Annotated in this window: 11 protein-coding genes and 1 pseudogene; 9 read left to right on the forward strand and 3 right to left on the reverse strand. The window is 59.7% G+C overall.

Annotated elements, in window-relative coordinates:
* Positions 1 to 2: 2 nt before the first annotated feature.
* The 7 genes and pseudogenes from DIE06_RS16845 to DIE06_RS16875 all read left to right on the forward strand — a co-directional run bounded on the left by DIE06_RS16845 (position 3) and on the right by DIE06_RS16875 (position 7,800).
* On the forward strand, positions 3 to 4,622 hold the full coding sequence (locus DIE06_RS16845) for an RHS repeat-associated core domain-containing protein (protein WP_260433637.1): 4,620 nt from the start codon (positions 3 to 5) through the stop codon (positions 4,620 to 4,622).
* A 2-nt stretch (positions 4,623 to 4,624) separates the two neighbouring features.
* Positions 4,625 to 5,089: a hypothetical protein gene (locus DIE06_RS16850; protein WP_124662378.1), complete on the forward strand. Its 465-nt coding sequence runs from the start codon at positions 4,625 to 4,627 to the stop codon at positions 5,087 to 5,089.
* A gap of 38 nt (positions 5,090 to 5,127) precedes the next feature.
* Entirely contained in the window at positions 5,128 to 5,403 is a 276-nt protein-coding gene (locus DIE06_RS39545; RefSeq protein ID WP_124662379.1) for a hypothetical protein, read from the forward strand.
* 300 nt (positions 5,404 to 5,703) lie between these two features.
* The gene (locus DIE06_RS16860; protein ID WP_124662380.1) at positions 5,704 to 6,048 is read left to right on the forward strand and encodes a hypothetical protein; all 345 of its coding nucleotides are present in this window, start codon (positions 5,704 to 5,706) and stop codon (positions 6,046 to 6,048) included.
* Between the two features lie 267 nt (positions 6,049 to 6,315).
* Complete coding sequence (locus DIE06_RS16865) at positions 6,316 to 6,975, forward strand: Imm1 family immunity protein (protein WP_124662381.1); 660 nt, start codon at positions 6,316 to 6,318, stop codon at positions 6,973 to 6,975.
* 75 nt (positions 6,976 to 7,050) lie between these two features.
* A pseudogene (locus DIE06_RS39550) lies at positions 7,051 to 7,271 on the forward strand (sugar-binding protein); the annotation flags it as partial.
* Positions 7,272 to 7,482: 211 nt separating this feature from the next.
* Positions 7,483 to 7,800, forward strand: coding sequence for a hypothetical protein (locus DIE06_RS16875; RefSeq protein WP_124662382.1), 318 nt, complete (start codon positions 7,483 to 7,485; stop codon positions 7,798 to 7,800).
* A gap of 88 nt (positions 7,801 to 7,888) precedes the next feature.
* Here the strand turns inward: DIE06_RS16875 and icmH are convergent, their stop codons facing one another.
* The 3 genes from icmH to tssJ form a co-directional block, all read right to left on the reverse strand.
* A complete protein-coding gene (icmH, locus tag DIE06_RS16880) occupies positions 7,889 to 8,671 on the reverse strand; it encodes a type IVB secretion system protein IcmH/DotU (protein WP_124662383.1) in 783 nt (260 codons plus the stop codon).
* On the reverse strand, positions 8,668 to 10,014 hold the full coding sequence (tssK, locus tag DIE06_RS16885) for a type VI secretion system baseplate subunit TssK (RefSeq protein WP_124662384.1): 1,347 nt from the start codon (positions 10,012 to 10,014) through the stop codon (positions 8,668 to 8,670). Before tssK ends, icmH begins: the two co-directional genes overlap by 4 nt.
* A gap of 102 nt (positions 10,015 to 10,116) precedes the next feature.
* Positions 10,117 to 10,728, reverse strand: a complete 612-nt coding sequence (gene tssJ / locus DIE06_RS16890) for a type VI secretion system lipoprotein TssJ (protein ID WP_124662385.1) — start codon at positions 10,726 to 10,728, stop codon at positions 10,117 to 10,119.
* Positions 10,729 to 11,106: 378 nt separating this feature from the next.
* Between tssJ and DIE06_RS16895 the strand changes: the two genes are divergently transcribed.
* Positions 11,107 to 11,748, forward strand: a complete 642-nt coding sequence (locus DIE06_RS16895) for a M48 family metallopeptidase (protein ID WP_124614924.1) — start codon at positions 11,107 to 11,109, stop codon at positions 11,746 to 11,748.
* Positions 11,749 to 11,792: 44 nt separating this feature from the next.
* Complete coding sequence (tssB, locus tag DIE06_RS16900; RefSeq protein WP_124662386.1) at positions 11,793 to 12,308, forward strand: type VI secretion system contractile sheath small subunit; 516 nt, start codon at positions 11,793 to 11,795, stop codon at positions 12,306 to 12,308.
* The last annotated feature ends 13 nt before the right edge of the window (positions 12,309 to 12,321 follow it).

Genomic DNA, 12,321 nt, shown 5'->3' on the forward strand with positions numbered 1-12,321 from the left:
ACATGGCACAACAACTTCCACCGGGCGCCGAGAAGGAACAGGCCGTTACCTGGCTCAGCGATGTTTCCGCCAAGGACGTCGCCGCAGTCGGCAACCGCTTCGACGCGTGGTTGCGCCGAATCAGCGGCAACCACATCACGTTCGAGGACGTGAAGACGTTTGCCGGTGCCGTGCCGATCGTCGGCAACATCATGGCGATGGTCGACGCGCTGGGTGATGTTGCCGAGATCGTCGAGAAGCGCGGCGGCCAGGTGCTCGATTACATGAGCCTCGCGATCAATCTGCTCGGCATCATTCCGATTCCGCCGACACTCGCGCCGTTCCGGATGTCGGCGCGTCCTCTGCTCGCGCTCGTTCGTCACGAATTGCTGGCGACGCGCAACAATCTCGGCGCAGCGATCATCTCCGTGCTGGTCACGCATATCAACGCGACCTGCGCGACCGAGATCGAGGATTTTCTCAACAAGCTGAAGGCCGGCCTCGTCGAGCTGCTCAACGGATGCGCGTCGAAAGCCGAGGAGCTCATGATCGCGCTGGCGACCGGCATGGACAAGGCGCTGCACGGGCAACTTTTTGACGCCAACGCCAATCTGAAACGCCAGCAACAGCTCGCGAAGAAGATGGCGGACGCCCGGCCGTGGTACAGCCCGAGTCGTGTCGGTGACGGCATCCAGTTCGCGTACGAGGGCACCAAGGCGCTCGGCAAGAAGGTTGCCAACAAGACGGCGGGCACGATGGCGAAGCTCGCGCCGGATGCCTGGCTCGAGCCGTTTCGCGGCACGGTGACCTTCCTTCGGACCGAGGCGCCGAAGATCGCGACGTCGATCCGTTCGCTCGCCGGAAGCGAAGAAGGCAAGATGATGTGGCTGGTCTTGCAACTGATCGAGGCTGTCGGGCGCGTCAAGGCACGCGCGAAGCTTCATGAGCAGAGTGCGGACGTCAAGGCGGCCGGGAAGAGTCAGGCGAAGAAGACGCGGGAGCAGGAGGGACTGGAAAAAACCAACGGGCAAGCGCCTGCCGAAGGGCCGGGGAAGAGCGGGTGCAAGGCTTGCGGTCTCGGGGCATCGCCGGCATCCATCGATTTCGCGTTCGGTGACGAGACGTTCTCGCACGTGGATTTCGAGTTGCCGGGGGCACTGCCGCTCGTTTGGGGGCGTACCTATCGGTCCCGGCTGTCCGCGTATGACAACGGCGAGCTGGGTGCACGATGGATCACGCCCTATACGACGCGAATCGACATCAAGAACGGTCAATGGATCTATCGCGATGCGGAGGGGCGCAGCATCGACTATCCGGCGCTCGCGGCCGGCGCGGTGCACGACGATCTGTCGGAGAACCTGACACTGTCGCGGCTCGACGATACGTGGGTGACGATCGCATACGGCCATGACGAGCTGCATGTGTACGAACGTCGGGGCGACGCGTTCCGGCTTGCTATGCAGAAGGACCGCGCCGGAAACACGATCACGCTTGACTACGATACGCTTGACCGCCTTGCGCGTCTGATCGATGCGAGCGGCAATGTGCTGGCGTTCGAGCACGACAAGCATGGCCGGATCGTACAGATCGAGCACGTGCTCAAGGACGGCGAGCGCCGACTGCTGGCAAGCTACGAATACGATGCGGACGGCGATCTCGTGCGCGCGGTCGATCGTCATGGCAACGCGCGGACGTATCAATATCGCCGCCACCTCGTGACGCGCTACACCAATCGCACGGGCCGCGGGATGACGCTCGAATGGGATGGCGCGGATGCCGACGACAATGCAGACGCGAAGTGCATCCGCGAATATGCGGATGACGGCAGCCTCGATCTTCGGCTCGCGTGGAATCCGAATATCCGGCTGACTTACGTGACCGATGAGCTCGGCCAGATCACGCGGTACTACTTCAACATCCACGGTTACGTGTACCGGATCGTGTATCCGGACGGTAACCAGGAGTGGTTCCGGCGCGATGCTCATCACAATCTGGTGCTGCATATTCGGCAGGACGGCAGCATCGAACGGCGGGAATACGACGCGCGTGGCAATTTGATTCAGCACGAGCGGGCGGATGGTAGCGTCGTCGAGATGGCGTACGACGACAAGGACCAGATGATCCGGCTCGTCGATCCGAACGGGCATGTCTGGCAGCGCAGGTACGACGATGCAGGCAATCTCGTCGAGGAAATCGATCCGCTCGAACATTCGACGAAGTACAGTTACAACGACAAGGGATTGCCGACGCAGATCGTCGACGCGAAGGGTGGCGCGAAGGCGCTCGAATACAACGACGCCGGGCAGCTCTCGAGCTACACGGATTGCTCCGGAAAGAAGACGGAGTGGCGCTACGACGACATTGGTCGCGTGATCGAGACCAAGGATGCGTCGGGCGGCGTGATCGCCTATGGCTATGGTCCGAACGGCCAATTGACGGAGATTCGTTCGCCGGCCGGCGTCGAGCAGGTGCAATACGACGCTGAAGGGCGCTTGTTGCGGCATACCGATCAGCTCAATCGGTCGACGCGATACGGCTATGACGCGGTCGGCCGCATTGCGAGCCGCGCGGATGCGCTCGGGCAGACGATTGCCTATCGATACGACCGCCTTGGCCGGTTGACTGCGTTGACTGATGCGAACTTTGCGACGTATCAGTTTCACTACGACCCGGCGGGGCGGCTGATCGAGGAAATCGGCTTCGACGGCAAGTCGACGCGTTACGAGTACGACAAGGACAGCGGCAGCCTCGTTTCGGTCGATGAAGCGGGTTGCGTGACGTCGATCGACGTCGATGCGAACGGTCGTCTGATGAAGCGTGTCTCGGGGGAAAGCGAGGAACGGTTTGCCTACGACCCAAGCGGCAGGTTGATCGATGCGGTGAACCGATACAGCCGCGTGCAGTTCTTCTTCGATCCGGCCGGCAATCTCGTACGTGAACATCACGCGTACGATCTGTTCGGCGAACGGCGCAGCTACGTCTGGCATCACGAATACGATGAACTTGGCAACCGGCGACGCACCGTGCGTCCGGACGGCCATGCGGTCGACTGGTTGATGTACGGCTCGGGGCATGTGCACGGGATGCTGCTCGATGGCGAGGAGTGTGTGCAGTTCGAGCGTGATGACCTTCATCGCGAGACGGTACGCGTGCTGTCGAGCAAGGTCGGGCAGCGCACGCACTACGATCCGGCGGGACGCGTGCTGCAGCAGACGATCCAACGGTCGACGTCGCCTGCGCCGCTTGCCGAGCGGCGGTATCGCTATGACGCGGTGGGGCAGCTCTCGCGGATCGAGGATAGTCGCAAGGGCGGGACCGACTATCGATACGATCCGGTCGGGCGGTTGATCGAGGCGGTCAGTCCGGTCGCGAAGGAACGGTTCGCGTTCGATCCGGCGAGCAACATCATCGATCCGGTGCGAACCACGGAGACGCCTGCGTCGCGTCCAAGCCCGGTGCGGCAGGAAAGCACGTTGCCGGTCGAAGTGCCGAAGGTGCTGGGCAACCTGCTGAAGGCGTATGCGGGGATGCACTTCGAGTACGACGCACGCGGGAATCTGGTGCGCAAGCGTACGCCGGCGGGGGAGCAGGAATACGAGTGGGATGAGTTCAATCGCTTGATGTCTGCGCGGGTTGCGGAGACGTCGCGGCAGAGTCAGTCACGGTATTTCTATGATGCGTTCGGTCGCCGGATCGCGAAGGAGGTGAATGGCGAGCGGACGGTGTTCGGGTGGGATGGCGATACGCTGGCGTACGAGAGTGACGGCGAGTGCGGCACGCACTATATCTACGAGCCGGGGACGTTCGTGCCGCTGGCGCAGTACGTGGCGGAACCTGTCGATGGGATCGTGACACCGGAGTGGAAGAGTACCGACCGCTATGTGCCGGAGGAGGATCCGCTGCAGAAGGTGCCGGAGCGGCGAGGTGACGCGGCGCTGTTCTATTATCACTGTGACCAGATCGGTACGCCGCAGTTGCTGACGGATGACGACGGTGACGTCGTATGGGAAGCGTCGTACCAGGCGTGGGGTGTAGCGCGAGAGGTGATAGCGCGAGCGTCGAAGACGGCGGGGACCGTAGCGAAGAATCCGCTGCGGTTTCAGGGGCAGCAGTTTGATGAGGAAACGGGGCTCGCGTACAACCGGTATCGATACTACGATCCGAACATCGGTCGATTTATTAGTAGAGACCCAATCGGACTGGCTGGCGGGGTCAATATCTACGCTTATGTACCGTCCCCCATACAGTGGGTTGATCCACTGGGTTTGGTCAAGACAACATGCGATTTGTATGCGTTTGGTAATGCCAGCGGTCCACGCGAGCCTCGTATTCGCGGTGTTAATACAAAACCGGGGCAGAACGCAGATTTGATAGCAGACGCGGATGGAATGGTCGGGCCGACCGTTGATGGAGGTGCATCTACGTTCGGTGACGTCAATAAAGCACCTATTAGCGGGGCCTATCATAAACTTCCCGCTGAAACTGAACTGCCGGAAGGGATGGATGTTGTCGCCGATGGCAAGGACGTTGGTGGAACGCACGCGGAAACACACCATACAGTTTGCCCGAGCAAGCGTATGTCGGGACAGACATTTATCGATAAATTCAAAAATTTGCCTTGGACTAAGGCTGGGAAGAGGTAATCATGGAAAAGCAAGATGTCGAATCCTGGGGTGAGCTCAAGCGTGCTTTTTCTGACTATGTCGGATTAAGGCAGGAGTTTTTAAAAAAAGCGTCAGCGACTCGCTTTATTCAAAGCGCGTTTTCTATTCCGGAGGAAAGGTCGATGGCCGTCAGTTTGGTGGCGAGTTATCCGGCGGCGGAGCGAATTGTATTTTTTAAGCAATTGATGTCATTGGCGAGCTACGTAAATGGATTCACGGAGGAGTGCAGGGGGTTAATATTGGATTTGCCGCGTGATTGGGTGATGAGTCGCATTGAGTCTGAGGTGGATGAAATTCTGATTAATGCGGATTATGAGGAATATCGTTGTTTGTTGGAGTTGTGTTGTGGATTGAGCCGGGATTTGATGATTAAATTTGCAAGGCGGGCTCTGGGTAGTGAGGACGAGGATATCAAAGAGGCTGGGGAAGATTTTCTGTCTCGGTAGTTCGATTTAATTGAAATGTCCGATGATGGGGCTGGCTAGTGCTTGGAGAAATAAGCGGCGGCCTAATCATTGGAGCGGTCAAGTGGAATAGCTACTCGATTATCTTTGCGTATCACGGGGCAGGGTCATCGCAAACGAATCCTGTTTCATTGCTTAGTACAGGCAAAATTTCCGGATTCACGGGGCACTATATAAGCAACGTCGAAAGCAACTCTGCATGGGCTGGAGACCCGCGCAATATTGTATTTCTGCCGAACGGGCCGAGTGGTGGTGATCATTTGAATAGTTTGCAGGTACACCGTGGGAATTATTAAAATGCGATGTCGGGTCGGTTAATTGACCGTTCGGCAATGATAAGGCAACATCAGCGGGCTAGTGAGAATGCAAAATGCGGATAATGTTTTCCAGGAGGTGCGCGAGATTCTAGGTGTGGGTGCAAGCATAGCGCCTCAGACGGCTACATCAATAACATCACCATCATTTTTGGGCAAGAGAGTTGACGTCTGGGTATCTGCTTTGCGAGGAGCTGATCTTCAGATTCCTTGGTCCGCTGAAGAACTTCGCCTGTACGGAAGCTATTCGACCGTAGAAGGAGGGGCAAGTCGGGTACCGAGTTGACACATCTGGAAAGCGCTCTCAAAAGTGGCAAGATGATTGGATTGTTCTCGGTGAAATCAGCGGTGATCCAATCATCGGCATTGACGGCAAGAACGACTGCGCTATTTTTTGCGCGTCATGGATCTGGGGTATGGACGGCAAATCCCGTTTCAGATGATATGGCTACGTTTGCCATGGTGCTGCGCGTTTGGTGTGATCTCTTTATTGTGAAATACTCGAGAGATATTTATGACGATACGTTGGCCGTGCGATCGGATTTCTTGGCGGAGTTGCGGGGTCGAGTGAGTAAGGTTATTTCAATTTCGCAGGTCGATGCGTTCATGAGTATGGTGGACGGCTAGTTGCCATGTCCGCGCTTACAACTCGAAGATCGGTAAAGAAGTCATTCATGATTCGGGCGGGTTCCGACTATTGCAGCAGGAGATCCACGCTGAAATAGGCGGTCATTGACCCGTCTCGACATCGAATCGGTTGCTGTTAATAAGGGTTGTTGCATCGCGTTTGCCGAAATGGAAATCAAGCGGGTATGCGAAAAATGGTCGTGAGATGAAAAATTTAAAATCATCGGAGAACAGCATATCGGTAGTCGTGCGGAAGTAACGGAGCAGATGTATAGCGATGCCGCACATATCATGGCGGCAGAGGAGAAAGTGAATGGTCAGGACCGTACGTCGATTGCGTTCTCGGTGAACGATGAGACGACGTTTTCGGTTGGCGGTGGCGAGAGCAATCAATACGTCGCATTTTTGGCGCTTGCTACGGATGATGCCATTTTCACACTGCTTGACCCAGACAAGCCTGAGCATGAATGCATTGATTTGGTGGTTGGTGGGCAACGCGGCAGTTATCCGATAAGACAATGCGTCGACAAAGCAGCAGTGATGCAGGCGGCTCTGTATTTCTGCCAGTTTGCCAAGCCGGATCCGAGCTCGAACTGGCAGGATGGGCGACCGCTTGGCACGACCGATCTCGTAAAAAACATGAAAGATCGGGGCGCGATCTACATGATTTACGTACCGGAAGACACCGACGATTTGCGACCTGGTATGGACGTGTATGTCGGTGATGTACCCGACTTCGATGACGACGATAACGAGGTGCTTCCTGGATCTGTAGTCGCGTTGGGGCTTGAGATAGGCTATATGCGCGAGCACTTCCAGGACGTTGTCGATTTAGCGTACAAGCAGAAGCCAACCGCTTCATCTGAGGAGATTATTCGATGCCTGAACCACTACGCTAAGTATGATGACTTCTTGGGCTTGCATTGACGACTCGAAGGAAAACTATGCTGGGGCCTCGTAAGCGGCCCTTGTTGTTTGTCGGTACTTGAAAAGGTTGAGTAACGCACGCACAACGATTCGGCGGGGCAGTTGTCGCGGATCGACGATAGCCGCAAGGGCGGGACCGACAATCGGAACGATCCGGTTGGACGACTGATCGAGGCGATCAGTCCTGTCGCGAAGGAACGGTTTGCGTTCGATCCGGCGAGAGCAATGTCATCGATCCCGTGCGCACGGCGGAGATACCCGCGTCGCGTCCGAGGCCGGTGCGGCCGGAAAGCAGTTCGTGCGGCCGATTAGGGCATGTCTGCAACATGGGTCGCCGAACTCAACCAAGAAGAATAGGTCAGGAAGGGTCGAAAATGTGGCCTTTCGCGCGCGTCGCTCAGATCGGCCGACAAAGAAGGCTGGTCCCGAAGTTGGCATAATCACGGCTTGCAGCCGCGACGTCATGATCTCCGCACCGCGCTCACCAGCCATACAACCGCAATATTTATGTCGACCACCGTCGCGACCACAGCATCGCTGAAACACATTCTCGAAAGTCCTGGCGAATTCTCCGGATGGCTCTATCTGCCGCCGACGCCATGGACGCTCGATACAGAGGGCGCATTTACCGAAGACGCCGACCACACCGCGGCCGACACGCCCCCCGCCACCGCACCGCAACCCGGCTGGCGCGTCACGCTGAACAGCGCGACGATCGAGGACATCGTGATCAACGCGCATGACCAGGTCGACGAACCGAGCGTCGCGCAATTGTTCGACGCATTCGTGTTCTACGTCGACAACGACGAGTTCATTCTGCTCTGACGAGGCATGCGCCGCGCGCCACAGTAAAAAAGGACCGACAAGCGGTCCTTTTTTCATGAAGCATCAGCGCCGGAACGAAGGCCGCCCCTCAAGGCAACGAAATCGTCAAATTCGCCGACTCCGGTCCCACCTTGATCACCTGCGAATAAGGCGCCAGCGCCTGCAGCGTCTTGTCCTTCAGGTACGCATTGAGCCCGAGATACCCCAGCAGTGCCACAAGCGCAAACACCGCCCCGATCGCCCAAACCGGCACCTCGCGCTTCAACCGATGCGCGATCTGATCCGGCAGCGGCCAATGCGGCGCGAACGCGGCTCGCTTGCCTTTCATATGCGCGATCTCGTCGCCCAGCCGCGCGGTGAGGTAAGCGAGCTTCTCCGGCCCCTCGAGCAGATACTTGCCCTGGAACCCGAGCAGCAGGCACATATGAAACACTTCGAGCGACTGCAACCGCGCCGCGCCCTGCGCGCGACATTCCTCGAGATACTGAAAGAACTTCTCCCCCGCGAGCTGCTCGCCGAACAACACGAGCTGCAGCGGCCGGCGTTCCCAGTCGGTGCGGATCTTGAACTGCGATGACAGCACCATTTCATCGACGGCCGCGCAGTACGCGAACTTCGCGCCATACACGTCCTCGGCGGGAATATTGAGCTTCTTCGCGCCACGCTCGAAATCCGACAGAAACTCCTGGATCTTCGTGCTGAACTCGCTCGCGCTGTCCGGCTCGCGGCCGTTCTTGAGCAGGAACAGCATGAAGAACCCGTCGTACAGCAGGTCGAGCAGCGAACGGGCCTGGAACGCGGCGTCGGTCGACGCCGGGGTCTGCAACGGGGCCGGCGTGTTGTCGCCGAACAGGGAGGGCGCGTAGCTCATGATGTGACCGCGATCAGTTCGAATTTCAGGTCATTGATGCCAGTCGGCGCGTAGATCATCGCGGACTGGGCCTGCAGCATGCGCTCGTACAGCGCGCCGCGCGAATCGAGCTGGAAATAGCACGCGCCTGGCCGCACCGGAATCGCGGGCGGTACCTGCGGCATGTACGACAGCCGCACGCCGGGCATCGCCGACAGCACGAGCTTGTCGACGTCGTCGGGCGCGCCGACCTTGAAGCGGGCCGGCACCGCATCGATGAGCTCGACGTTCGGCATGTCCGCGGACACCGCCAGATAGAACTCGGTCTTGTCGTCGATCTTGCCCGAATCGAGGCGGCCGAGGTGGAACGACGGACGCACCTCGTCGAGCGTGATCGCGAAGTAGCGCGTCGAGATCACGGTGTCGAGCAGCTCGCGCAGCATCAGGTCGAGACGCGCGAAGCTCGGGCCCGGATCGTCATGGCGATACACGGGCAGGTCGGCGAGCGTATAGCCCTTCGAGAACGTCATCAGCTGGCCCGCGAGGCGCAGCAGCTCCTGGAACAGCCGCTCCGGATGCAGCGCCGCATGCTGGTGCAGGTGCGCGAGCGTCGCGAACGCGGCGTTGGCGGTGTGCAGCAGCCAGAACGACGCGATGTCGCCCGAGCGGAACTCGATGATGTTCTTCGACGGCTCGCGGTGAAAGCCGTACAGCGCGTTGACCTTCGCCTGCAGCGCGTCGACCAGCTGGCGCAGCCGCTGGTGCAGGATCGGCGACGCGTCGATCGCGAGGCACGGCGGCACGAAGCTGTCGTCGATCTCGAAGCCGGACGTCGCGGTGCGGCGCACGCGCACGAGCGGCACCGACAGCAGCTGGTCGCGCGGCTCGCTGTGCGCGATCAGCTTGACTTGCGTCTTCAGGAACGTGATGTCGGCTTCGGCGGCGTCGGTGAAGTTGTCGGCGACGCTTGATTGCTCGCTGACGAAACGCGTCATGAAGCCGGCGGCCGGATCGTCGCTGTAGTTGGTGCCGTTCTCGCGCAGCGGGTGCAGCGCGAGGTAGAACACGAACTCGTTGATGCCGTCGGGCAGCGTGTCGAGCGCGATCGGCGGCGGCAGGTCGTCGGCCTGCGGCGCGGCATACAGCGCACCGTCCTGGAACACCAGCGCGAGCTCGGCCACGCGCAGTACGTTGCTGCCGAGCGCATCGCGGTCGATGCGCACCGAGCGCACGCCCCAGTTGTACGGCTGGATCGCCTGGATGGATTCAAACAGGCGCGCCTCGTGGTAGGCGTCCTGCCGCTGGAAGTGTTGAGGCCGGAGGAACAGCCCTTCCCCCCACAGCACCTTGGCCGAATAACTCATGTCAAATCCGGTTAATGTGGCGTTGCGATGTAATCGATTTGTTCGTGCCCGAATTAATCGCCAATTTGTTAACTCTTGTTAAATGACATTCATGCGTCATGTTTAACCGCAGGTGACCGACGAAAGCATATTCAGCGGTTGCGAAGGCGCACCTTGTTGCGGTGCGATGACAGAGCCGTCGGTGACCGTCATCGCGCAATTATGCAGGCCGATGATTATGCCGGATTTCTCCGACTTCGCCGGGTCGAACGTCAGTTTCCATCGCTGGATTGCGGGATCGCGGAACAACGCGACGATGCCGAATGCCTGCGCTTCGCGCGACACCTTTTCGGTTGCGGTATAGCGCTGGCCCGGAATCAGCGTGATTTCACGCACGTTCAGCAGATCGGCGCCCAGTGCGGCCTTTTCCTTGGTCGGGTCGGTGAACGCATCGAACGGTGCCTGCTGGAACGAAGTCGGATCCTTCAGCGCGTAGAGTCTCACCACTAACGCGAGCGGCCTGTGATCGTTCGCGGCGTTGAGGTTGGGTGCGGCGGCGAGCGTGAGCCCGATGTTGCGCGGCGGCTTCTGGGCGTCCGGCAGTTCCGGCTTGCCGATGCCGGCGGCCTGCATCACGGCGCCTGCGGCGGAGCCGAGCAGCGGGGCGGCCGCGCATCCGGCCAGGAGCGCGCAGGCAATCAGCGGCAGCGCATAGCGAATCATGGACGATCTCATCGTGTTTCCGGCGTGCCGCCTTTAACTCCCCTGTCAAAACTACCGGGAATTTCCGCGTTCGACGCGAATGCCCGGCTTATCTGCTGTTCAACTATTAAGCACACGTGCGGCGCAATGCCTGTTCGGAAATTTTTTCCGTCGCCCGGGCGATGCGTTGCCGGGCGAGTAAAACTTGCGCATTCCGGTCGATGCGAAAGCCGCTGGCGGGCCGCTGCCAGAGGTGTTTCGAGGGGGTAGCGCACGGTTTTAAAAGGAATTACTCTGCACGCAACGATTGAATTATGAAAAATTGATCGGTACTATACCCGCGCGCTTCTTGCAAAGCAAAAGAACCAGATTCTCAACGATTTTAATACTCACGCGCCGGTGGATATAACGATGAAAGACCGTCTCTTCGCAAAATTGTCTGGGGTAGTGCTGGCTTGCGGCGTGATCGCCGGTTGTGCGAGCCAGCCGCCGGCGCCGCCGACTGCCGAGGTGTTCAACAAGTCGCTGGCCGATGCGGACGCCGTTGCGAAGTCGGGTGATCAGGACAAGGCGCTCGGCCTGTACCAGCAGCTCGCGAAGTCGGATCCGACGCGCGAGGAACCGTGGTCGCGCATCGCGCAGATCCAGTTTGCCCAGAACCACTATGGCCAGGCGATCGTCGCCGCGCAGGAAGCCCTGCAGCGTGACGCGACCGACCGTCAGGCGAAGAGCGTGCTCGCCGTCGCGGGGTTGCGGATCGCGACGCAGTCGCTCGGCGAACTGCGCCAGGACTCGTCGCTCGCGGGCGACGCGAAGTCGGACGCGCAGGCGCTCGCGAAGCAGCTGCGCGACACGCTCGGCGAATCGGCGCTGTTCCCGCCTGAGCAGCGCGCCACGAAGGCGCGTCCGCCGCGCCGCATCGTTCATCGTCCGAAGGCCGGTGCGGCACCGGCCGCTGAAGCAGCAACGACCGCGCCGACGCCGTCGGCTCCGCCGCAGGCCGCTGCGGCGCAGAAGGGCGGTGCGGATCCGTTCAGCGCGCTGCGCAACTGACCGCAACTGACGCGATAACCACAACTAACCTGGGAGCCGTCGAGATGGCCAAGAAAGAAAGCATTCAGAAAAGCTTGCAGAAAATACGGCCGCCGCGCGTCCAGCTGACCTATGAGGTCGAGAAGGGCGATGCGATCGAGGTGAAGGAACTGCCGTTCGTCGTCGGGGTCGTCGGCGATCTGGCGGGCCAGTCGGAAGTCGAGCAGCCGAAGCTGCGCGACCGCAAGTTCGTCAACATCGACCGTGACAACTTCGACGACGTGATGAAGGCGATCGAGCCGCGCGCCGCGTTCCAGGTGGAAAACCGCCTGAGCCCGGAAGGCGGCAAGTTCGCGGTCGACCTGAAGTTCCGTTCGCTGTCGGATTTCAGTCCGGACGAAGTCGTCGAACAGGTCGAGCCGCTGCGCCGCCTGCTCGAGGCACGCTCGAAGCTCGCCGACCTGCGCAACAAGCTCGCCGGCAACGACAAGCTCGAGGACCTGCTGTCCGAGGTGCTGAAGAACACGCAGCAGCTGCAGGAGCTCGCGAAGGGCGCGGGCGGCGACCAAGACGGCGAATGACGACGGAGTGTTG

It is taken from the genome of Burkholderia sp. Bp8998 (assembly GCF_003854235.1).
Taxonomy (GTDB): Bacteria; Pseudomonadota; Gammaproteobacteria; order Burkholderiales; family Burkholderiaceae; genus Burkholderia.